Origin of the sequence: Flavobacterium fryxellicola, assembly GCF_900143245.1 — a bacterium.
In the GTDB taxonomy this organism is placed as follows: domain Bacteria; phylum Bacteroidota; class Bacteroidia; order Flavobacteriales; family Flavobacteriaceae; genus Flavobacterium; species Flavobacterium fryxellicola.
Window position 1 is genome coordinate 15,323 of sequence record NZ_FRDK01000003.1, and the last position, 23,464, is coordinate 38,786.

Consider the following 23,464-nt stretch of genomic DNA (forward strand, 5'->3'; position numbering starts at 1 on the left):
AGGTTGTATGTCTGAAGAGAGAATTATTAGAATAAACAAAGTTTTAAGGGAATTGAATATTTCTTTGGAAAGAGCTGTGGATTATCTAAAAGATAAAGGAATTGCTATTGAGGCAAATCCAAACACAAAAATTTCTGATGATGTATACAATGTCTTGTGCGGTCAGTTTGCAGGTGACAAAGGGAATAAAGAAGCTTCAAAAGAAGTAGGAGAAGAGAAAAGGAAAGAAAAAGAGGCTTTGCGTTTAGAACGAGAGAAAGAAATTGAAGACAAACGTAAAATTGAGGAAGATCGTCTAAAACAACAGGAGGTTATAAAAGCGAGAGCGGTTATATCAGCACCGGTTCAAGTGGGCAAAATTGACCTGAATCCAAAAAAGCCTACTATTATTTCACCTACAAAAGCTGTTGATAAAGTTGAAACTCCAGTTGCTAAAGTGCCTGAAGTAAAGCCAGTTGTAAAAGAAGTGACTTCAGAAAAAGTGGCTCCAGAACAACCGCTGCAAGAAAAGGCTTTGGAAGTAAAAATGGTTTCAGACAAAAAAGAGGTAAAACCTATTGTTGGAATAAAAGAAGTTAAAACAGAGGCTCCAAAAGAAGTCGCAGCTGAACCAAACGTGGTTGCGAAAACTGAGACTGTGAAAGCAGATGAAGCGCCTGTTGATGAAACCATCACTACGCAATATCAAAAACTATCGGGAACTACTTTAACAGGTCAGATAATTGATTTATCTCAATTCAACAAACCGAAAAAGAAAAAAGAAGAACCAAAAATCACCCCTAATAAACTGGGTGCTCCAGGTTCGGCTGCAGCCAATGCAAATAAAAATAAGCGTAAAAGGATTGCTCCAAAACCGGGTGCTCCTAGACCGCCGGCAATACCAGGGGTTCCTGGTGCGCCAAATCCGAATAAGATTACCCCTAATGTTGGTGGTGGCGGATTTAATGCGAACAGAAGTGCAAGACCTGGTTTCGTGAAAGGAAACAGACCTGCTATTGTTGCCAAAGTTGAGCCAACAGAAGAGGAAGTTAAAAATCAAATTAGAGAGACTTTAGAGAAACTGCAAGGTAAAGGCGGTAAATCTAAAGCGGCTAAATATAGAAGGGATAAAAGAGATACACACCGTCAGAAATCTGATGAGGAGCAAAGAGCTATTGACGAAGGAAGTAAAACTATTAAGGTTACTGAGTTTGTTACTGTTGGTGAAATTGCAATCATGATGGATGTGCCAATTACAAAAGTAATCGGTACCTGTATGTCACTTGGAATCATGGTAACCATGAATCAACGTCTTGACGCAGAAACGTTGACTATCGTTGCAGATGAGTTTGGTTATGAAGTGGAATTTATTACTGTTGACATCGAAGAAGCGATTCAAGTTGTTGAAGATAGAGAAGAAGATTTAGTTTTCAGAGCGCCAATTGTAACCGTAATGGGACACGTCGATCACGGAAAGACATCGTTACTGGATTACATTCGTAACGAAAACGTAATTGCAGGAGAATCTGGAGGGATTACGCAGCATATTGGTGCCTACGGAGTAACCTTAGATAATGGACAAAAAATTGCATTCTTAGATACTCCAGGTCACGAAGCGTTTACCGCAATGCGTGCGCGTGGTGCTCAAGTTACTGATATCGCTATCATTGTGATTGCAGCAGATGATGATATCATGCCGCAAACCAAAGAAGCCATTAGCCATGCCCAAGCAGCGGGGGTTCCAATTATATTTGCTATCAATAAAATTGACAAGCCAAATGCTAACCCTGAAAAAGTTAAAGAAAGATTAGCGGGTATGAATTTACTTGTAGAGGATTGGGGTGGAAAAATTCAATCACATGATATTTCTGCAAAAGTAGGAACAGGTGTTAAAGAGTTATTAGAAAAAGTATTGTTAGAAGCAGAACTTTTAGATCTAAAATCAAACCCAAACAAAGCGGCACAAGGTACAGTTGTTGAGGCATTCCTTGACAAAGGTAAAGGATATGTTTCGACTATATTAGTTCAAAACGGAACATTGAAAATTGGAGATTATATGTTAGCTGGGAAGCATCATGGTAAAATTAAAGCCATGCATGATGAAAGAGGGAACATAGTAACTGTTGCGGGTCCTTCGACTCCGGTTTCAGTTCTTGGTCTTGATGGAGCAGCAACAGCAGGTGATAAGTTCAATATTTTCGAAGACGAAAAAGAAGCGAAACAAATTGCCTCTAAGCGTTCTCAATTGATGCGTGAACAATCAGTTCGTACACAACGTCATATTACGTTGGATGAAATTGGACGTAGAATTGCATTGGGTCAATTTAAAGAATTGAACATTATCCTTAAAGGAGATGTGGATGGTTCTGTTGAAGCATTATCTGATTCGTTCTCTAAATTATCTACTGAAGAAATTCAAATTAATATAATTCATAAAGGTGTTGGAGCAATTACAGAGACCGACGTAATGTTAGCTTCTGCATCAGATGCGATTATCATCGGATTCAATGTTCGTCCTGCTGGAAATGCAAGACAGTTAGCAGACAAAGAAGAAATTGATATCCGCTACTACTCTATTATTTACGCCGCTATCGATGACTTGAAAGATGCGATGGAAGGAATGTTAGCTCCTGAAATGAAAGAAGAAATTCTGGGTACAGCTGAAATTAGGGAGATATTCAAAATTTCTAAAATTGGTTCAATTGCTGGTAGTATGGTAATGGATGGTAAAATTGTCAAAAATGCTAAAATGAGAATCATTAGAGAAGGTGTAGTTGTATTTACAGGGGAACTGTTAGCATTGAAACGTTTCAAAGACGATGTAAAAGAAGTAGCTAAAGGATATGATTGTGGTATTCAAATAAAAGGATACAACGACATTGAAGAAAGAGATGTAATTGAATCGTACCATGAAGTAGCTGTTAAGAAGAAATTGAAATAGAATTTCAAATATATAAATTTCTGAAAATCCCGATTCGTCGGGATTTTTTGTATTTTAACTATTGGATTATACGTGTCGCTTTTTAGCAAGAGAGCAGCAAGATGAATTAGGGCTCCATGTTGCAGTGATGGACTTTCGTAATTAATACCCAGATGTTGGCCGTTTTCTTAGTGTAGATCCTAAAAGCGAGTTAGCTCCGATACACACTTCTTTTAGGCTTGGATATAATAACCTTGTCTATTGGATAGATCTAAGCAGATTGATCGATTTGGAGTATGACAAGAACGTTTAAGCAAGTAGTTTTAAAGCAAGTATTAAAGACGAAGCAATAGTAATAATGGGCTTCAGGAAGTAAAATGCAGGTGCAGGTGCAGCAGACTTGCATGCGTTTGTTTTGAAGATAAGCAGAATGAAAATTCAGTATTTTCATTTGTTTTACAAGAAGTTGTAGTTTAAGATAAATCTAAAAAATTTGAAAGTGGCGTGGTAAAGAACTAAAATTTTTTTAATAATAGAATTGGAGACGGTGCTGATATTTTAGGACCCTTATGGCTCGGATATGGCGACAGCGACAGCGTAGATTTGCAACCTTATGGCTCAGATATGTCGACAACGGTAACGCAGATTTGTAATCATATAACTCGGATATATCGACAACGCTATCCAACGATAGCTTAGATTTGCATTCTCTGCTCGCAATTAAAGGTACAACAAGCTAATTAGAACAAGAAACCACTCTTAAAAAAAAGAGTGGTTTTCTGTTAACTTATAAATGCCTGAACGTCCTTCGAATGCAACTCCATATTTCTATTGGTGTAGCCCGAACGCCCTTGGTATGTAACTATATCTCTCGTTTGAGATAGCGCAGATTTGCAATCTGTGCCCCCAAACAAAGACATTGCAAAGGAATTAAGAAAGGGAAGCACTTCAATTTGAAGTGGTTTTATTTTATTGAGTTGGGTGCTTTTCAGGGTCTTGCTACGTTTTGTAAATTGTATTAAAATAAACCGTTATACTGGATTTATCGCCTCGAACGCTCTTGGTATGTAACTATATCTCTCGTTTGGGATCGCACAGATTTGCAATCTGTGCCCACAAAGAAAGGCATTGCAAACGAATTAAAACGGAAACCGCTTCAATTTGAAGTAATGTTATTTTATAGAGCTGGGTGCTTTTCAGGGTCTTGCCACATTTTTTAAATTGTATTAAGATAAACCGTTTTAGTGGGTTTATCAGTTCCCTACTTGTGCAAGTATGATTAACCGCAAGGGCTATCTTAAACGTCCCGCTCGTGACCGCTAACATAGGAAGACAAAACATGCAAAACCAAGAAACCACTCAAATTGAGTGGTTTTGTTATTTTAATTTAAATAAGGCTAATGTTACTTATTAGGTCTTATCAAATGCACATTCGGATAGCTTTTACGAATTTCTATGAGATTTCGTTCTGCGTCAATTCTTGTTTTGAAATTCCCTACCCAGACTTTGTAGTTGGGTGTAAAGAAAAAGATAGTACCGTCGATTTCTCTAAATTCTTGTCTAAAGGCATTCAACGTGCTTTTTGCTTTTTCACTTTCTCCGCTGAATATTTGAATTTTATAGCGATCATTTATAGCATTCGAAATATTAGTTTTTCTCTTTTCATTTAAAAATTGTTCAAATTTAGAGTCTTGTTTTACAGTTATATTTCCATCTTGTGCATTGGTGTTCAGATAGGAAATACAGAATGTGAGTGAGATGAAAAAGGCTTTTCGTAGGGCTAAAATTCTCATAATGTGATTGTTTTTGTGCAAAAGTAATATTTAAGAAACGATACTCAAGAGCAAATGTTATTTAGAATAGATATAAATTGAAATTAAGACTATTTTAAGGTTTTGAGAATAGTTCTTAAGTCGTATTTTTGTGCAAGTTTTAAAATAAAGGATCAGTTTTTATAAATCACTTAGAAAAAACTGTGCCAATTTTTAGTAGATAATCATTATACTATATGAAAAAGGTGGGTAACCATAATTCGATCTCAAGGAAATTATTTTTTAGCATAGCTTTGATGCTATCTATTTCCTTTACTTCATTTGCTCAAGAAGCTACTCCTGCGGTTGACGCCGCAGCTCCAGATGCTGCAGCTACTTCGCAAGGTGCTGACCCTGTTAAGGGTAAAGAGCTTTTTAATGCAAACTGTGCTGCTTGTCACAAACTGGATGCTAAAGCAACTGGTCCGATGCTTAGAGGTATTGCGGCTAAATATGATGCTTCATGGCTTCATAAATGGGTTCGTAACAGTTCGGAGCTAATTAAATCGGGCGATGCGCAAGCTGTAAAAGTGTATGAGGAAAACAATAAGGCAGTGATGTCTGCTTTCCCTCAGCTTACGGATGGGGATATAGACAATATTATTGCTTATACTTCAGAACCTAAGGCCGAAGCTCCTAAGGCAGCAACTGCAACGGAAGCTGTTCCAGGAACTGCTCCTTCTGATAGTGGTGTTTCAAACAACATTATATTAGGTGCTTTGTCACTCGTGATGTTTATTTTGGTTGTAATGTTGTTTTTAGTAAACAAAGTTTTATCCAAAGTTGCCAAAGCGAATGGTATTGAGGTGGCTCCGAAAACTCCAACAACGCCTATATGGAAAGCTTTTGCTAGAAATCAATTTTTGGTGTTAGTTAGTGCGGTATTTTTATTGCTGGCTAGTGCTTATTTTGTTTATGGTTTTTTAATGCAAATAGGAGTTGATCAGGATTATGCTCCAATACAGCCAATACATTATTCACACAGAATACATGCCGGAAGTAATGGAATCAGCTGTAAATACTGTCACTCGTCTGCTAGAGTGAGCAAGCATTCTGGTATTCCTTCTTTGAATGTTTGTATGAACTGTCATAAAAGCATTGCCGAAGTTTCAGATACAACTGCTACGCCAGAATATTCTAAAGCTTTTTATGATGCAGAAATTCAAAAGTTATACAAAGCTGTTGGATGGGATGCGACAAATCAAAAATACACAGGAAAAACTGAGCCTGTGAAATGGATACGTATTCATAACTTGCCATCGTTTGTTTACTTTAATCACTCACAGCACGTTAATGTTGCTGGTATTGAATGTCAGACTTGTCATGGTCCAGTACAAGAGTATGAAATCCAAAAACAATTTGCGCCTTTGACAATGGGTTGGTGTATCAACTGCCATAGAAAAACGGAAGTTAAAATGGAAGGAAATGAATACTACACTAAAATCCATGAGCAGCTTTCTAAGAAATACGGCGTAGACAAATTGACTGCCGCCCAAATGGGAGGTTTAGAATGTGGTAAGTGCCATTATTAATCAAATTATTAAGATTTTAATATTTATATATGTCATCAAACAAAAAATACTGGAAAAGTGTTGAAGAACTAGACAAAAATAGTTCTATTGTTGAGGCGCTTAAAAATAACGAATTTGTTGAAGAAATTCCTACTGACGAATTTTTAGGAAATAGTGATGCTTTGTCATCTTCATCAACATCACGTCGTGATTTTTTAAAGTACGTTGGTTTTAGTACTGCAGCGGCGACGCTTGCAGCTTGCGAAGGTCCTGTAAACAAATCAATACCTTACGTGCTTCAGCCAGAGCAAATCATTCCTGGGGTTGCGGATTATTATGCAACTTCTGTTTTTGATGGATTTGATTTTGCTAATCTTTTAATAAAAACTCGTGAAGGGCGTCCTATTAAAATAGACAATAACACCATCGCTGGTGCTAAGTTTAGTGCTAATGCAAGAATTCATGCCTCTATATTGTCTTTGTATGACAGTATGCGTTTGAAAGAGCCAAAAGTAGAAGGCAAAAACGCTGCATGGTCTGTTGTTGATTCTAAAATTAAATCTAGTATTGCTGATGCTGCCGCAAAAGGTGGGCAGGTTGTACTTTTAACAAATACGCTGGCTAGTCCATCAACTGAAAAATTGATTGCTGAGTTTATAGGCAAAAACCCAAATGCTAAGCATGTAATTTACGATGCGGTGTCATCATCTGAAGCATTGGATGCATTTGAAACGGTTTATGGAGAAAGAGCTTTGGTAGATTACGATTTCTCAAAAGCGTCTCTTATTGTTTCTGTCGGAGCTGATTTCCTTGGGGATTGGCAAGGCGGTGGGTACGACTCAAGTTATACTCAAGGACGAGTTCCTAAGGCTGGTAAAATGTCTCGTCATTTTCAGTTAGAAGCAAACATGACTTTGTCTGGTGCTGCTGCTGATAAAAGACTGCCGATGTCTACTGCGAATCAAAAACAGGCGTTAGTTCATATATATAACGTTGTAACGGGTTCTGCAGTTAGCGTAAGTTTAGAAGATAAATTTAAAGCAGAAGTTACAAAAGCAGCACAACAATTGAAAGCTGCTGGCTCACAGGGTGTTTTGGTATCTGGTATTAGTGATAAAAATGCTCAGTTGTTAGTTTTGGCTATCAACCAAGCATTAGCTAGTGAAGCTTTTAGTACGTTAGGAGTAAGGCAAATTAGAAAAGGATCAAATGTAAAAGTTGCTCAATTGGTAGCTGATATGAAAGCAGGAAGCGTTCATACTTTAATCATGAGTGGTGTTAATCCTGTTTATACTTTAGCAGATAGTGCTGCCTTCGTTGAAGGTCTAAAAAAGGTGAAGACATCAGTTGCATTTTCTTTGAAAGAAGATGAAACTGCTTTGTTAAGTACTGTAGCTGCCGCGGTTCCGCATTATTTGGAATCATGGAATGATGTGAGTTTTACAAAAGGTACTTACGGAATCACTCAGCCTGCTATACGACCTCTTTTTAATACAAAACAGTTTCAAGATGTCTTGTTGTCCTTAAATGGTCTTTCTGGAACATTCTACGAGTATATTAAGGGTAATGCATCTGCAACAATTGTGGGTTCTTCCTGGAATAAAGTTTTGCATGATGGTGTTTTTGTTGGAGTTATATCATCTGTTTCTGCAGGCTCTGCAGATTATAGTGCTGCTGCAAGCGCGCTTGCGCAGTCAAAACCAGTGCAAGGATTGGAGTTGGTTTTGTATACCAAAACAGGTATGGGAGATGGTCAACAGGCTAATAACCCTTGGTTACAAGAATTCCCAGATCCAATTACAAGAGTTTCTTGGGATAACTATGTTACTGTTTCTAATGCTGACGCTAAGAAATATGAGCTTTCCAATGAAATAGTAGCTAATGGAGGTTTGAATGGAAGTTATGCTACTATTACGACCGCAGATGGATTGAAACTAGAAAACGTCCCAGTTATTGTTCAACCGGGTCAGGCTGTTGGAACTATTGGTTTAGCACTAGGTTATGGTCGCAAAGCGGCTTTGAAGGAAGAAATGGTGGTAGGTTTAAATGCCTACGCTCTATATAAAGGTTTTAATACTGTACAATCTGTAACATTGGCTAAAGCTGGTGGAGAACATGAGTTTGCTTGTGTTCAAGGTCAGAAAACGTTAATGGGAAGAGGTGACATTATCAAAGAAACTTCTTTAGAAATTTTCAATACTAAAGATGCTAAGGTTTGGAATGAACAACCAATGGTTTCATTGGATCATAAAGAGGTAGAAGCTACGAAGGTAGATTTATGGGATTCATTTGATCGTTCAACTGGACATCATTTTAATCTATCTATTGACTTGAATGCTTGTACTGGTTGTGGAGCATGTGTAATTGCTTGTCATGCTGAAAATAATGTTCCTGTAGTTGGAAAATCGGAGGTAAGAAGAAGTCGTGACATGCACTGGTTGCGTATTGACAGATATTATTCTTCTGAAAGTACTTTTGAAGGTGATAATGAAAGAAAAGAAAATATTGCAGGTTTATCTAGTTCCTTATCTACATTTAATGAAATGGAGAAGGCTGGCGATAATCCACAAGTTTCTTTTCAGCCGGTAATGTGTCAACATTGTAATCATGCACCTTGTGAAACAGTTTGCCCAGTTGCTGCAACTTCGCACTCTCGCCAAGGTCAGAATCACATGGCTTATAATAGATGTGTTGGAACGCGTTATTGCGCTAACAACTGTCCGTATAAAGTACGTCGTTTTAACTGGTTCTTGTATAACAAAAACAGTGAATTCGATTATCACATGAATGATGATTTAGGTCGTATGGTATTAAATCCAGATGTTAATGTTCGTTCTCGTGGAGTTATGGAGAAATGTTCGATGTGTATTCAAATGACACAAGCGACTATTTTAAAAGCCAAAAACGAAGGAAGACCAGTCGTAGACGGGGAGTTTCAAACCGCTTGTTCAAATGCTTGTTCTAATGGAGCAATGAAATTTGGAGATGTAAATGATACAGAAGCAGTAATTGCTAAATTAGCTGCCGATGAAAGAATGTATCATTTATTGGAGCACGTTGGAACAAAACCAAATGTGATTTATCACGTTAAAGTTAGAAATACCTAGTACAAAAAAAGAATTAATTAAGAATCAATATAAAGGATTATGTCGTCTCACTACGAAGCAACCATTAGAAAACCCTTAGTTATAGGTGATAAATCATATCACGATGTAACTGTAGATGTAGCTGCACCTGTTGAAGGGAAAGCAAACAAACATTGGTGGATTGTATTTTCAATTGCATTAATAGCCTTCCTCTGGGGATTAGGCTGTATCATCTACACCGTATCTACAGGGATTGGAACATGGGGATTAAATAAAACTGTTGGATGGGCTTGGGATATCACAAACTTTGTTTGGTGGGTTGGTATCGGTCACGCAGGAACTTTAATTTCTGCAGTACTGTTGCTTTTCCGTCAGCGTTGGAGAATGGCGATTAACCGTTCTGCTGAAGCAATGACAATTTTCTCTGTTATTCAAGCAGGTTTGTTTCCAATCATACACATGGGTCGTCCATGGTTAGCGTATTGGGTTTTACCAATCCCGAATCAGTTTGGATCATTGTGGGTTAACTTTAACTCTCCTTTGCTTTGGGATGTATTTGCAATTTCTACGTACCTTTCGGTATCATTAGTTTTCTGGTGGACTGGTTTGTTACCTGATTTTGCTATGTTGCGCGATAGAGCGGTAACTCCTTTCAATAAAAGAGTGTATTCAATACTAAGTTTTGGATGGAGCGGTAGAGCAAAAGATTGGCAACGTTTTGAAGAAGTTTCTCTAGTATTGGCTGGTTTAGCTACTCCTCTTGTACTTTCTGTACATACGATTGTATCGATGGATTTTGCTACTTCTGTAATACCAGGATGGCATACAACAATTTTCCCTCCTTATTTTGTTGCTGGAGCGGTTTTCTCTGGTTTTGCAATGGTGAATACCTTGTTGATTATCATGAGAAAAGTTTCTAATCTTGAGGCTTACATTACTGTTCAACATATAGAATTGATGAACATTGTAATCATGATTACGGGTTCTATAGTTGGTGTTGCTTACATTACGGAATTGTTTGTTGCTTGGTATTCTGGAGTAGAATATGAGCAATATGCTTTTCTTAATAGAGCTACTGGACCTTACTGGTGGGCTTATTGGTCAATGATGACCTGTAATGTTTTCTCACCGCAATTCATGTGGTTTAAAAAGTTAAGAACAAGTATCATGTTTTCGTTTATAATTTCTATCGTTGTAAATATTGGAATGTGGTTTGAGAGATTCGTAATTATCGTAACTTCGTTGCATAGAGATTATCTGCCATCTTCTTGGACTATGTTTTCTCCAACGTTTGTTGACATCGGTATTTTTATTGGAACAATCGGTTTCTTCTTCGTGCTGTTCTTATTGTATTCAAGAACATTCCCAGTTATCGCACAAGCAGAGGTAAAAACAATTTTGAAAGGAACTGGAGATAATTACAAAAGAGAAAGAGAAGCAAATAAAGATTCACACCATGAGTAATAAAGTAATATACGCCATTTATAATGACGATGATATTTTGATGGATGCGGTAAAAAAAACCAGAGCAGCTCATCATCATATTGAGGAAGTTTTTACTCCATTCCCGGTTCACGGTTTGGATAAAGCTATGGGAATTGCGCCAACAAGATTAGCCATTTGTGCTTTTCTTTATGGTTGTGTCGGAATTTCGGTGGCAACGGCAATGATGAATTATATCATGATTCAAGATTGGCCACAAGATATTGGTGGAAAGCCAAGTTTTAGTTATATAGAAAACATGCCCGCTTTTGTTCCAATTATGTTTGAGCTTACCGTGTTTTTTGCAGCGCATTTGATGGTAATAACGTTCTACATGAGAAGTAAGTTATGGCCATTCAAACAAGCTGAAAATCCTGATGTAAGAACTACTGATGACCATTTCTTAATGGAAGTTGCGGTAAATGATAATGAAGAAGAATTAATTTCCTTTTTCCAAGGCACCGGAGCTGTAGAAGTTAAAGTAATAGATAAGCATTAATTAGAGATATGAAAAGTATTTATAAAATAACACTTCTTTTTGGGATAACTATTTTAGTTTCTTCGTGCCATAATACAACGGCACCTAACTATCAATATTTCCCAAATATGTATGAGCATATAGGATACGACACTTATGCTGAATCGACTGCTTTTAAAAACGGTAAAGAGGGGCAATTGCCTGTTGATGGAACTATTAAAAGAGGTTTCGTTCCTTATGGTTTTGATAATTCTACAGAAGGTTATGATTTAGCCAAGCTAAATTCTACATCTCCTCTAGATTCAATATCAGAAAAAGATCACGCGAAATCTAAAGAGCTTTACGAAATATATTGTGCAATTTGTCATGGTAATGAGGGAAATGGTAAAGGTAAATTAGTCACGCAAGGGAAGTTATTGGGTATTCCTAATTATAAAGATAGGGATATTAATGAAGGTAGCATTTATCATGTTATGACTTATGGGTTAAATTCTATGGGTGCTTACTCCAATCAATTAGACCAGCATGAACGTTGGTTGGTAGCTTCTTATGTTGTTGAATTAAGAGCAAAATTATAATTGTTGAACAAACTGATCGTTATAGATATGTATACATTTTCAAGTAAATTAAAAACTCTTTCATTCATCCTAATGGCCGTAGGTATATTAGGGATTGGATATGGTTTTTTAACTGCACCAAAAGATATTCAAGATGTTGAAAAACTTCTTGCTGCCGAAAGTCATGGTGGTCATGGTGAAGCAAAACATGAAGCCTCAAGTTCGTCTGAGGCTAAACATGATGCACCCAGTGCTAATCATGAGGTAAGTACAGATACAAAAGGGGATAATACAGCTGCTACAATGCCAGCTGCTGATGACACCACTGTTGTAGCTAAAGAAGCTCATTCTGAGGTGGCGCATGCCGAAACAAACGTTAAAAAAGAAGGTCATGTTGTTAGTGAAGAAGCGGAACATTTAGAACACCTAAATCATGTATTACATCAATTGCAAAATAAGCCTTGGGCTGCTTTTTACGTTGCTTGTATCTTTTTCATGTTAGTTTCACTTGGTGTTTTGGCATTTTATGCTATCCAACAGGTTGCGCAGGCAGGTTGGTCTCCGGTTTTATTTAGAATCATGCAAGGTATTACGGCTTATTTGCCTGTAGGATCTGTTATCTTCTTCATTTTCTTACTATTATGCGGTTTTCATCTAAATCATCTGTTTATATGGTTGGACCCTGAAGTAGTTGCTACAGATAAGCTGATTGCTAATAAAGCAGGCTATTTGAATTTTCCTTTCTGGATTATAAGAGCTGCAATCTTTTTGATTGGATGGAATTTATACCGTTATTATTCAAGAAAGAATTGTTTGGCTCAAGATGATGCTAATGATAATTTGAATTACAAAAAGAACTTCAAGCTTTCAGCAGTGTTTCTTGTATTTTTTATTGTAACTGAATCTATAATGTCTTGGGATTGGATCATGTCCATTGATCCGCATTGGTTTAGTACTTTGTTTGGTTGGTATGTATTTTCAAGCTTCTTTGTAAGTGCTATTACGACAATCGCCTTAGTTACTTTGTATTTGAAATCGAAGGGCGTTTTGGAGCATGTGAATACAAGTCATATTCATGATTTAGCAAAATTTATGTTTGGTTTTAGTGTTTTCTGGACTTATTTATGGTTTTCGCAGTACATGTTGATCTGGTATGCCAATATTCCTGAAGAAGTCACCTATTTTATTACTAGAATAGAATTGTATAATCTTCCGTTTTTTGGGGCTGTGGTCATGAACTTTGTTTTCCCTTTATTAATATTAATTAATACTGATTTCAAAAGAATTACATGGGTTATAGTTATGGCTGGTGTTGTAATATTGGCAGGTCATTATATTGATTTCTTTAATATGATTATGCCTGGAACCGTGGGTGACCGTTGGTTTATTGGAATTTCAGAAATTGCTTCTGTACTTTTCTTCCTTGGATTATTTATTTATGTTGTTTTTACAGCATTAACTAAAGTACCTTTGTTGCCAAAAAGAAATCCTTTCATTGAAGAAAGTAAACATTTTCATTATTAATATTTAAAGATAAAAACAGATGACAAGTTTGTTGGTAATTATAGTTTTAGTTTTATTAGCTGTTGCTTTATGGCAATTGACTAAAATATTCGATCTAACGCAAGTTGGTTCTAATTCAGATAGTTCAGAAATAGCTACAGATGGTGATAATAACGTTCAAGGTTATTTGATGTTTGGTTTTTTAGCTTTTATTTATATTTTCTCAATTTACGGGTTGTTTAAATGGGGGCCACTTGTTCTTCATACTCCAGCTTCTGCCCATGGTGGTCAAGTGGACAATCTAATGAATATAACTTGGGTTCTTATTTTTATTGTTCAAGCAATTACTCAGGTTTTGCTGCATTACTTTGCCTTTAAATATAGAGGTAAGAAAGATCAAAAGGCATTATACTTTGCAGATAATAACAAGTTAGAAGCGATTTGGAGTGTTATTCCTGCTGTGGTTTTGGCAGGTTTGATATTATACGGTTTGTATGCTTGGACAAATATTATGTTTGTTGATGAGGATGAAGATACGGTCGTTATTGAGTTGTATGCGCAACAGTTTAACTGGAAAGCGAGATATTCAGGGGATGATAATGTGTTGGGAAAGGCAAATGTTAGGTACATTGAAGGTGCTAATGCTGTTGGTGTTGACTTAGCAGATCCTTATGCTCAAGATGATATCGTTGTAACGGAACTACATATTCCAAAGGGTAAAAAAATTCTCTTTAAAATGCGTTCTCAGGATGTTTTACACTCTGCTTATATGCCGCATTTTCGAGCGCAGATGAATTGTGTTCCTGGAATGGTTACGCAGTTTGCTTTTGAACCAATATATACTACTGCCGAGTATAGAGAATTGCCGTACATGGTGGAAAAAGTAGCTAACATCAATGCTATTAGAACTAAAAAAAGTGCTTCTCTTGTTGCTAAGGGCGAAACTGCTTTAGATCCTTATACTTTTGATTACTTGCTTCTTTGTAATAAAATTTGTGGAGCTTCTCATTACAACATGCAAATGAAGATTATTGTAGACACACCTGAAGATTACAAGGCTTGGTTGAAAGATAAAGCTACTGTGGTAAATGAAGTTAAAGCGGCTTTAGCAAGTGCAGCAGCTACTAAAGACGGAGCAGTGGGAATTGATTCTACAAAGGCAAATGATTCTGCAGGAGTTGTTGCAGTAATGCCCGTTAAATAATTAATAAGAAAATTTAAAGTAAACATATATGTCAGCAGAAGGTCACGATCACGCAATAGATCACGAACACGAACACCACCATAAAGACACTTTTATTACTAAATATATTTTTAGTATTGATCATAAAATGATTGCCAAACAATACCTGATTACAGGTATCTTCATGGGAATTATAGGAGTTGGAATGTCTATGCTTTTTAGAATGCAATTAGCATGGCCTGAAGAGTCATTTAGAATTTTCAACATTTTACTAGGCGATAAGTTTGCTCCAAATGGAGTTATGGCAAACGATATTTATTTAGCGTTAGTCACTATACACGGGACGATAATGGTCTTCTTTGTATTAACCGCGGCACTGAGTGGTACGTTTAGTAATTTATTGATACCGCTTCAAATTGGGGCTCGAGATATGGCATCTGGGTTCATGAATATGATTTCGTACTGGTTGTTTTTTCTATCTAGTTTAATCATGATAGGTTCTCTTTTTGTAGAAGCTGGTCCCGCATCTTCTGGATGGACAATTTATCCTCCGCTTAGTGCCTTACCACAAGCAATTCCTGGATCAGGTATGGGAATGACTTTATGGTTGGTTTCAATGGCTATATTTATTGCTTCTTCTTTAATGGGATCTTTAAATTATGTAGTGACTGTTATTAATTTAAGAACTAAAGGAATGTCAATGACAAGATTGCCTCTTACAATCTGGGCTTTCTTTGTTACCGCTATCATAGGTATTGTATCTTTCCCCGTTCTTTTATCTGCGGCTTTGCTATTGATTTTTGACAGAAGTTTTGGTACTTCTTTCTTCCTGTCCGATATTTATATTGCTGGAGAAGTTTTACATTATCAAGGTGGATCACCTGTTTTGTTTGAGCACTTATTTTGGTTCTTAGGACATCCTGAAGTTTATATCGTTTTGTTGCCTGCATTAGGAATTACTTCTGAAGTTATAGCAACAAATTCTCGTAAACCAATTTTTGGTTACCGAGCGATGATTATGTCAATTTTGGCTATTGCGTTTTTATCAACTATTGTTTGGGGTCACCACATGTTTGTATCGGGAATGAATCCATTTTTGGGTTCCGTGTTTACTTTTACAACATTATTGATTGCTATTCCATCGGCTGTTAAAGCTTTTAATTACATTACAACGCTGTGGAAAGGTAATTTACAGTTGAATCCTGCGATGTTATTTTCTATTGGACTTGTTTCCACTTTTATCACGGGTGGTTTGACAGGGATTATTTTGGGGGATAGTACACTTGATATTAACGTTCACGATACTTATTTTGTAGTAGCTCACTTTCATCTTGTAATGGGTATATCTGCTCTTTATGGAATGTTTGCTGGTATCTATCACTGGTTCCCACGAATGTTCGGAAGAATGTTAAATAAGAATCTTGGTTATGTACATTTTTGGGTAACTGCAATTTGTGCTTATGGTGTTTTCTTTCCAATGCACTTTATTGGATTAGCTGGTTTACCTAGACGTTATTATACAAATACTAACTTTCCATTATTTGATGATTTGCAAAATGTTAATGTATTGATTACGACTTTTGCTTTAATTGGAGGTGCTTTTCAATTGGTTTTTTTATATAATTTCTTTGTTAGCATTTTCTACGGTAAAAAATCAGTAATGAATCCATGGAAGTCAAATACTCTAGAATGGACTGCTCCTGTAGAACATATTCACGGTAACTGGCCAGGCGAATTGCCAGAGGTATACCGTTGGCCTTATGATTACAGTAATCCAGCGCACGATGTGGATTTTGTACCCCAGAATGTTCCAATGAAAGAAGGTGAAGAAGTTTTACATCACTAAATAATAGGAAAAGCCTTTACGAAAGTAAAGGCTTTTTTTGTGCCTTTTATGTGCAGGACTTTAAATCGTTTCTACTTGCTTCGATTTTAATGTTTTTTCAATGCAATTTTCGAAAAGGTTGAATTGGAATTCTGGTTAACGCATTTCTTTCTATATCTTTGTTTAATGAATGAAAATTTAGACCCAACGTCAAACGGTTATAATGTAGAAGAGCTTGATCTTGAAAAAAAATTAAGACCACTTTCCTTTGATGATTTTGCTGGTCAAGATCAAATATTGGAAAATTTAAAAGTTTTTGTCCAAGCTGCAAATCAACGTAATGAAGCTCTTGATCATACGCTGTTTCACGGACCTCCGGGACTTGGAAAAACAACCTTGGCTAATATTCTGGCTAATGAATTACAAGTTGGAATTAAAATCACCTCTGGTCCAGTTTTGGATAAGCCAGGTGATTTAGCTGGTTTGTTAACCAATCTTGAAGAAAGAGACGTTTTGTTTATTGATGAGATTCATCGGTTGAGCCCCATAGTGGAAGAGTATTTGTATTCAGCGATGGAAGACTTTAAGATTGATATCATGATTGAATCTGGGCCAAATGCTCGTACTGTACAAATTAATCTAAATCCTTTTACTTTAATTGGAGCAACGACTCGTTCTGGTCTTTTGACTGCTCCCATGAGAGCTCGTTTTGGAATATCATCTCGCCTGCAGTATTATACAACGGAATTGCTAACTACAATTGTTGAAAGAAGTGCCACGATTTTTAAAATGCCTATTTCGATGGAAGCAGCCATAGAAATTGCAGGTAGGAGCCGTGGAACTCCTAGAATTGCTAATGCTTTGTTGCGTCGCGTGCGTGATTTTGCGCAAATAAAAGGCAATGGTACAATTGATATAGAAATTGCTCGTTACGCTTTAAAAGCCCTCAATGTTGATGCACATGGATTGGATGAGATGGATAATAAAATATTAAATACGATCATTGATAAATTTAAAGGAGGACCTGTTGGTTTGTCAACTTTGGCTACGGCCGTTTCTGAAAGTAGCGAAACTATTGAAGAGGTGTACGAGCCCTTTTTGATTCAAGAAGGATTTATCATGAGAACACCAAGAGGTAGGGAAGTGACTGAGAAAGCGTATGCCCATTTAGGAAAAGTAAAAATTAATGTGCAAGGAGGATTATTTTAATAAGTAAAAAGTGAATTCCCTTTGTTATCTTTTGTATTATAAATTCAAAAACTACACATACTCAATTTATTAAATCCGAAGCCAAACGTCTCGGGTTTTTGTCCTGTGGTATAGCCAAAGCTGGCTTTCTTGAAGAAGAGGCTCCAAGATTGGAGGACTGGCTAAATAGGAATAGAAATGGGCAAATGTCCTATATGGAAAATAATTTTGATAAACGTTTAAATCCAACGCTGCTCGTGGATGATGCTAAAAGTGTTGTCTCACTCTTGTTAAATTATTATCCGGAACAACTTCAAAATCCTGATTCGTATAAAATTTCTAAGTATGCTTATGGTGAAGATTATCATTTCGTAATTAAAGAGAAGCTGAAAGAATTTCTATTTTCGATTCAATCGACAATAGGCGAAGTGGCTGGACGAGCTTTTGTTGATTCTGCACCTGTATTAGATAAAGCTTGGGCTGCCAAAAGTGGGCTAGGTTGGATTGGAAAAAACAGTAATTTGCTAACTCAAAAAGTAGGGTCTTTTTACTTTATCGCCGAACTGATCATTGATTTGGATTTAGATTACGATACTCCTACAACGGATCATTGTGGAACGTGTACAGCCTGTATTGATGCTTGTCCAACAGAAGCAATAGTGGCTCCTTATGTAGTTGATGGTAGCAAATGCATTTCCTATTTTACCATAGAGCTTAAGGAGAATATTCCCCAAGATATGAAAGGGAAGTTTGAAGAATGGGCTTTTGGATGTGATATTTGTCAGGATGTTTGTCCTTGGAATAAATTTTCAAAAGCACATAATGAACCGCTATTTAGCCCAAATCCAGAATTGCTTTCCATGTCAAAGAAGGATTGGATTGAAATTACCGAAGAAACATTTAAAGCGGTATTTAAAAATTCGCCACTAAAAAGAGCTAAGTTTCAAGGAATAAAAAGGAATATTGATTTCCTAAAATAACTATTCTTTTCTTCTATTTCATTTTGATTTTATAGATGATTCTCTAACAATTACGCTAGTCTCTAATTCAATTGTTCTTGGAGTAAAAGGAATTCCTTCTTTATGACACTGCATCTCTTCTAATAATAAGTGGAAAGATTCGACGCCCATTTGATGGCTTGGTTGTTCGATCGTACTTAGTTTTGGTGTTAATACTTGTGACATGAACCAATTACTAAAGCCAATTACTGCTACCTGTTCCGGCACTTTAATTTTGTGCTCGTTGAAATAGGCTAATGTTCCTACTGCAACCAAATCTGTAATGGCAAAGATTCCATCTATGTCTGCATGCTCTTCAATAATTTGTTTTGCAAAATCTTTTCCTTCTTGAAAAGTTACGTTCGCACAGGTGTAAACTAAATTTGTATCAAAAGGGATATTATTTTTCTCTAATGCTTTTTTGTATCCAATGTATCGATCTATGGCATTTTGAGGATTCAATGGGCCTCGAATATGTGCTATTTTCTTGCAACCATTATCAATTAAGTGTTGAACTGCATTGAATGCAGCCTTTTGGTCATTAATTATTACTTTAGAACACTTAGAAAGTTTGGCAATTTTATCAAACATGACAAAAGGAATAGCTCTATTTATTATTTCTATTATATGATCATCATTATTGGATTCATTTGAGAGTGACATGATAATACCATCCACTCTTTTATTTATGAGTAATTCCACTTGTTTTTTTTCTAAGGCTAGTGTTTCATTAGATTGTAAAATGATTACTAAATAACCATTTTTTTCCGCCTCATCAATAATGGCGTTTACTACATTAGAGAAAAAATGGTGGACTACCTCAGGAATTATTAAACCGATGGTTTTTGATTCTTTTGTTCTTAAATTGACAGCGAAACTGTTGGGTGTATAATGTAGTTTTTGCGCAAGTTCTATTACTGCTTTTTTAGTTTTCTCACTAACATCAGGGTAGTTTTTAAGCGCTTTAGACACTGTAGTTATTGATATCCCTAATTTAGCTGCAATTTCCTTAAGCGTAATGTCTTTCATGGATCGAATTTCTAGCTATTAAATTTAGATGAATATTGGTTTGAAACGACTTTGCTGTAAATCTTTTTTCTCATGCGAATGTAGGGTGCTGTAATCGCTTTGAGATGCAATATTTCATACCAAGATATTAATTTTTATCTAATTTATCAGTTTTTACGACAAAAAAACAAATTAATGTAGAATCGTTAAAATAAGCGGATTAGGGGGTAGGACCAAGGGGGAAAATATTTTTAATGAAATTTAGATTTTTTAGGTAGACTCTCTTTCAATTATATATGTTGGTAATTCTATGGACTGAAAGACGACAGGGAAATTGTTCTTTTTTAAATTAATCTCATCAAACAAAATTGATGCTGATCTTTTACCAATTTCAAACCCTGGCTGGTCAATTGTGGATAGTTGTGGTGTTACAACACTTGACATGAACCAATTACTGAAACCCAAAACAGCAATTTGATTTGGAATAATAATTCCAACTTCATTGAAATACTTGATGATTCCAATCGCTACTAAATCCGTAACAGCAAAAATAGCATCAATTTCTGAATGTTCATCAATCACTTTTTTAGCATTTTCATATCCATCATCAAAATCCATGTTGTTGTCACATACAAAAACAAGGGACGAATCATAAGCAATATTATGATCTTCTAGTGCTTTTTTGTATCCTAAAAAACGGTCAATTGAATTCTGTGGCATATAAGAACCTCTAAAATGAGCAATTTTTTTGTATCCTTTTTTTATAAGATAACAAACGGCATCATAAGCTGCTTTTTTATCATTAATTGTCACCTTCGAACAAGTAACAAGTTTAGCTATTTTATCAAAAAGTACCAGTGGCGTATTGTGAGAAATAATCGATTTTAAATGTTCAAATTCGCCAGTTTCGTTTGATAGGGACATTAAAATACCATCAACTCTTTTGTTTAATAAAAGGGCAATTTGTGTTTTTTCAAATTCTAATTTTTCATTGGATTGTAATATAATAACTAGGTAATCTCTTTTCTCCGCCTCTTCTAGGATTCCTTTTATAACTGTTGAAAAAAAATCATGAACGAGGGTTGGAATGATTAAACCTATTGTTTTTGATTCTTTTGTTCGAAGATTTACCGCAAAGCTATTTGGAGTATAATTTAAATGATTGGCTAAATCGATTACTGCTTTTTTCGTTTTTGCACTCACATCAGAGTACCCTTTCAATGCTTTTGAAACGGTTGTTATTGAAATGCCTAATTGGCAAGCGATTTCTTTTAGAGTGGTATTAGTCATCTTTTTTGTCAAGGCACTAAAAGCAGCAAGTTGCTTATTGCAAACGAATCTACAATTTATTTGTAGCAAATCAATTTTCAGGAAACAGTTTTTTGCTTATATAATGCAAAATTCCTTTGTAAAAAACCATTTCGTTGGTATCGTTCATCCATTTTTTTTCAGGTGAAAAATGAAATTGTGGGCGAAAAGGTTCTTGGTATGTTTTTGAAGAGTCTAGCGCTATTTTTTCAGACGAATCGATAACAAATACCTCTTTATTGCTTTCTTTTTTACAAGAAAAAAAGAGTGATATCGTTCCATAAGCCACTAAAACCGATGGTATTTTTTTTATGAACTTCATAAAAATAGGATAGTATTTTTTAAATATTTAAATAAAATGAATCAAAAATGTATTTGATAAGCCGAAAACGTTTTCGATTTATAATAAAGATACTATATTGAAATTTTGAGTTGTTTGACGAATAAATTATATATGTTTGAAACTATTATTAAAAGATATAACTATGATTTCATTATTTAAAAATGTGTTTTTCATTCTTTTGGTAAGTCCCATGCTTTTTGGTCAAGCCAAATCAGATGAGTGGCACTTATTCGCAAATTCAAGAGAAAATTATTTTGGTGTGGCTATGGCAAATGGTCAAATTGGAATTGTTACAGACGATACTCCTTTAAAAACCAAAGAAATTATCTTGAATGGAGTTTATGACGGAAGTCCTGAAAATGGGATCAGTAGAATTGTTAGAGGAATCGAGTTTTTAAACTTGCGTTTGACTATAAACAATCAGGAAATCAAATCAGACAACATTACTGATTGGAGCCAAGTAATTTCGATGAAAGAGGGAACCAGCACTACTTCGTTCTCCTTTAAAGATTTTGCGAATATCAACTATACAATTTTGGCCAATAGAGCGATTCCTTTTTCTGCGATGGCGATTGTCGAAATTATCCCAACAAAGGATATTGAAATTTCGGCTAACAATTACATGACCGTTCCTGATGAATTGAAAGAGGCTAAAAGTCAGTTTAGGGTTTTGAAAGACAATCAATATTTAATGCCCGTTTTTGGTACAACAGCTAAAACTTTAACAGGGAAATATACCGTAGCGGCTTCAACTACTTTTCTTTTTGATGGAGAAAGTGAAGTGTTAAAGCAAAATGGTAACGAAGTTGGTTTTACCAAAAAATTGGTCAAAGGAAAAAAATATCGCTTTGCTATTGCAGGAGGAATTTGCACCTCTAAGGACGTTACAGACCCTTTGAATGAGTCCGAAAGACAACCCATTTATGCCTTACAAGAAGGAATCGATAAATTATTAAAAAGACACAAGCAAGCTTGGGTTGAATTATGGAATACGGGTGACATTCAAATTGAAGGTGATCTAGATGCACAACAGCGGGTTCGTTTTGCTTTGTACAACTTGTATTCGTACATCCGTGCTGATACAAGACAAAGTATTGCGCCAATGGGTTTGTCTTCACAAGGGTATAATGGGCATATTTTTTGGGATACTGAACTTTGGATGTATCCTACACTTTTAGCTTTACAGCCTGACATGGCAAAATCTTGTTTGGATTATCGTTCCGATCGTTTGCAGAAGGCAAAACAGAAAGCGTTTATTTATGGATATAAAGGAGCTATGTATCCTTGGGAGTCAGATGATACGGGAGAAGAAGCTACACCAACTTGGGCTTTGACTGGGATTTTTGAGCAACATATTACAGCGGATGTTTCGATAGCTTTTTGGAATTATTACACCTACACTCAAGATAAATCATGGTTGAAAAAAGAATGGGATGTTCTAAAAGAAACAGCTGATTTCTGGGTAAGTCGGGTAGTTAAAAATCAGGATGGAAGTTTTTCTATATTAAATGTTGTTGGGGCAGATGAATATGCGCAACATGTAGATGATAATGCTTTTACAAATGCTTCTGCTATAGAGTCTTTAAAAAACACGATCAAAGCCGCTACAATTTTGGGTGAACCAATAAATCCAAAATGGAAAGAAGTATCTGAGAAATTAGTTATTCACAAAGAGAATGGAATAACACAAAATTACAAAGGATATCAAGGACAAATGATAAAACAAGCGGATGTAAATTTGCTGGCGTATCCCTTGCATATAATCAGTGATAAAGAGCAGATAAAAAGAGACTTAGAGTATTATGCTGAAAAAATTGACAAAAAAGATGGACCAGCGATGGCCTCTGGAGTTTTGTCCGTTTTATATGCGAGATTAGGCGATAGAGAAAAAGCGTATACTTATTTTGTGAAATCTTATTTACCAAACAGCCGTCCTCCTTTTGGCGTGTTTTCAGAATCAGCCAATAGTAATAATCCTTACTTTGCAACAGGTGCAGGAGCTATGCTTCAAGCCGTTATTTATGGTTTTGGCGGTGTGGAGCAAACCGATATGGGATTGAAATACAACAAAGGACTTCTGCCGAAACAATGGAAATCGCTAAAGATTATTGGTCTTGGAGTGGATAACAAAACGATTACGATACAATAGTATTTTATTTTTTTCTGCCACGAATATCAAATTGATCCATTTTGAAAGGATTTAAAGTGGTATTCGTGGCTTTTTTTTGTTTGCTATTTTTTTTAATCCATTGGTCTTTTCTCCTCATTTGGCACCTACTTTTTA

16 protein-coding genes are annotated in these 23,464 nt (G+C 35.9%); 12 read left to right on the forward strand and 4 right to left on the reverse strand.

From position 1 onward, the window contains the following. Positions 1-7 precede the first annotated feature (7 nt). Entirely contained in the window at positions 8-2,920 is a 2,913-nt protein-coding gene (gene infB, locus BUA03_RS06270; RefSeq protein ID WP_066080464.1) for a translation initiation factor IF-2, read from the forward strand. A 1,382-nt stretch (positions 2,921-4,302) separates the two neighbouring features. On the opposite strand, the gene BUA03_RS06280 is transcribed toward infB, so the two are convergent. After that, complete coding sequence (locus BUA03_RS06280; RefSeq protein WP_066080458.1) at positions 4,303-4,692, reverse strand: sporulation protein; 390 nt, start codon at positions 4,690-4,692, stop codon at positions 4,303-4,305. Positions 4,693-4,907: 215 nt separating this feature from the next. Here BUA03_RS06280 and BUA03_RS06285 point away from each other — a divergent pair, with 215 nt between their 5' ends. From BUA03_RS06285 to queG, 10 genes are all read left to right on the forward strand, one after another. Next, entirely contained in the window at positions 4,908-6,242 is a 1,335-nt protein-coding gene (locus tag BUA03_RS06285) for a c-type cytochrome (RefSeq protein ID WP_066080456.1), read from the forward strand. Positions 6,243-6,271: 29 nt separating this feature from the next. Further along, positions 6,272-9,328, forward strand: coding sequence for a TAT-variant-translocated molybdopterin oxidoreductase (locus tag BUA03_RS06290; RefSeq protein WP_066080453.1), 3,057 nt, complete (start codon positions 6,272-6,274; stop codon positions 9,326-9,328). Between the two features lie 39 nt (positions 9,329-9,367). Next, positions 9,368-10,771 (forward strand): NrfD/PsrC family molybdoenzyme membrane anchor subunit, encoded by a 1,404-nt coding sequence (gene nrfD, locus BUA03_RS06295; protein ID WP_066080449.1) that lies wholly within the window; start codon positions 9,368-9,370, stop codon positions 10,769-10,771. Next, positions 10,764-11,288, forward strand: coding sequence for a DUF3341 domain-containing protein (locus tag BUA03_RS06300; RefSeq protein WP_066080446.1), 525 nt, complete (start codon positions 10,764-10,766; stop codon positions 11,286-11,288). The genes nrfD and BUA03_RS06300 overlap by 8 nt, the downstream gene beginning before the upstream one ends. A gap of 8 nt (positions 11,289-11,296) precedes the next feature. Then, a complete protein-coding gene (locus BUA03_RS06305) occupies positions 11,297-11,845 on the forward strand; it encodes a c-type cytochrome (protein WP_066080443.1) in 549 nt (182 codons plus the stop codon). Positions 11,846-11,872: 27 nt separating this feature from the next. After that, complete coding sequence (locus BUA03_RS06310; RefSeq protein ID WP_066080441.1) at positions 11,873-13,348, forward strand: cation-translocating P-type ATPase; 1,476 nt, start codon at positions 11,873-11,875, stop codon at positions 13,346-13,348. Between the two features lie 19 nt (positions 13,349-13,367). Further along, complete coding sequence (locus BUA03_RS06315) at positions 13,368-14,531, forward strand: cytochrome c oxidase subunit II (protein ID WP_066080438.1); 1,164 nt, start codon at positions 13,368-13,370, stop codon at positions 14,529-14,531. A 28-nt stretch (positions 14,532-14,559) separates the two neighbouring features. Further along, positions 14,560-16,356, forward strand: a complete 1,797-nt coding sequence (locus tag BUA03_RS06320; RefSeq protein WP_066080434.1) for a cytochrome c oxidase subunit I — start codon at positions 14,560-14,562, stop codon at positions 16,354-16,356. A gap of 165 nt (positions 16,357-16,521) precedes the next feature. Next, positions 16,522-17,544: a Holliday junction branch migration DNA helicase RuvB gene (ruvB, locus tag BUA03_RS06325; RefSeq protein WP_066080429.1), complete on the forward strand. Its 1,023-nt coding sequence runs from the start codon at positions 16,522-16,524 to the stop codon at positions 17,542-17,544. 38 nt (positions 17,545-17,582) lie between these two features. Further along, entirely contained in the window at positions 17,583-18,503 is a 921-nt protein-coding gene (queG, locus tag BUA03_RS06330; RefSeq protein WP_394333626.1) for a tRNA epoxyqueuosine(34) reductase QueG, read from the forward strand. A gap of 18 nt (positions 18,504-18,521) precedes the next feature. Here the strand turns inward: queG and BUA03_RS06335 are convergent, their stop codons facing one another. From BUA03_RS06335 to BUA03_RS06345, 3 genes are all read right to left on the reverse strand, one after another. Continuing rightward, positions 18,522-19,550 carry a LacI family DNA-binding transcriptional regulator gene (locus BUA03_RS06335; RefSeq protein WP_066080423.1) on the reverse strand — a complete coding sequence of 343 codons (1,029 nt, stop codon included), beginning with the start codon at positions 19,548-19,550 and terminating at the stop codon, positions 18,522-18,524. A 249-nt stretch (positions 19,551-19,799) separates the two neighbouring features. Next, complete coding sequence (locus tag BUA03_RS06340) at positions 19,800-20,819, reverse strand: LacI family DNA-binding transcriptional regulator (RefSeq protein WP_066080419.1); 1,020 nt, start codon at positions 20,817-20,819, stop codon at positions 19,800-19,802. 70 nt (positions 20,820-20,889) lie between these two features. Further along, complete coding sequence (locus BUA03_RS06345) at positions 20,890-21,159, reverse strand: hypothetical protein (RefSeq protein WP_066080415.1); 270 nt, start codon at positions 21,157-21,159, stop codon at positions 20,890-20,892. Positions 21,160-21,322: 163 nt separating this feature from the next. Between BUA03_RS06345 and BUA03_RS06350 the strand changes: the two genes are divergently transcribed. Beyond that, a complete protein-coding gene (locus BUA03_RS06350; protein ID WP_066080413.1) occupies positions 21,323-23,329 on the forward strand; it encodes a kojibiose hydrolase in 2,007 nt (668 codons plus the stop codon). Positions 23,330-23,464 lie beyond the last annotated feature (135 nt).

What these genes read in the sequence shown, in the direction of transcription:
- infB (WP_066080464.1), top strand. Translation starts at nt 8, where the DNA reads ATGTCTGAAGAGAGAATTATTAGAATAAACAAAGTTTTAAGGGAATTG.
- BUA03_RS06280 (WP_066080458.1), bottom strand. Translation starts at nt 4,692, where the DNA reads ATGAGAATTTTAGCCCTACGAAAAGCCTTTTTCATCTCACTCACATTC.
- BUA03_RS06285 (WP_066080456.1), top strand. Translation starts at nt 4,908, where the DNA reads ATGAAAAAGGTGGGTAACCATAATTCGATCTCAAGGAAATTATTTTTT.
- BUA03_RS06290 (WP_066080453.1), top strand. Translation starts at nt 6,272, where the DNA reads ATGTCATCAAACAAAAAATACTGGAAAAGTGTTGAAGAACTAGACAAA.
- nrfD (WP_066080449.1), top strand. Translation starts at nt 9,368, where the DNA reads ATGTCGTCTCACTACGAAGCAACCATTAGAAAACCCTTAGTTATAGGT.
- BUA03_RS06300 (WP_066080446.1), top strand. Translation starts at nt 10,764, where the DNA reads ATGAGTAATAAAGTAATATACGCCATTTATAATGACGATGATATTTTG.
- BUA03_RS06305 (WP_066080443.1), top strand. Translation starts at nt 11,297, where the DNA reads ATGAAAAGTATTTATAAAATAACACTTCTTTTTGGGATAACTATTTTA.
- BUA03_RS06310 (WP_066080441.1), top strand. Translation starts at nt 11,873, where the DNA reads ATGTATACATTTTCAAGTAAATTAAAAACTCTTTCATTCATCCTAATG.
- BUA03_RS06315 (WP_066080438.1), top strand. Translation starts at nt 13,368, where the DNA reads ATGACAAGTTTGTTGGTAATTATAGTTTTAGTTTTATTAGCTGTTGCT.
- BUA03_RS06320 (WP_066080434.1), top strand. Translation starts at nt 14,560, where the DNA reads ATGTCAGCAGAAGGTCACGATCACGCAATAGATCACGAACACGAACAC.
- ruvB (WP_066080429.1), top strand. Translation starts at nt 16,522, where the DNA reads ATGAATGAAAATTTAGACCCAACGTCAAACGGTTATAATGTAGAAGAG.
- BUA03_RS06335 (WP_066080423.1), bottom strand. Translation starts at nt 19,550, where the DNA reads ATGAAAGACATTACGCTTAAGGAAATTGCAGCTAAATTAGGGATATCA.
- BUA03_RS06340 (WP_066080419.1), bottom strand. Translation starts at nt 20,819, where the DNA reads ATGACTAATACCACTCTAAAAGAAATCGCTTGCCAATTAGGCATTTCA.
- BUA03_RS06345 (WP_066080415.1), bottom strand. Translation starts at nt 21,159, where the DNA reads ATGAAGTTCATAAAAAAAATACCATCGGTTTTAGTGGCTTATGGAACG.
- BUA03_RS06350 (WP_066080413.1), top strand. Translation starts at nt 21,323, where the DNA reads ATGATTTCATTATTTAAAAATGTGTTTTTCATTCTTTTGGTAAGTCCC.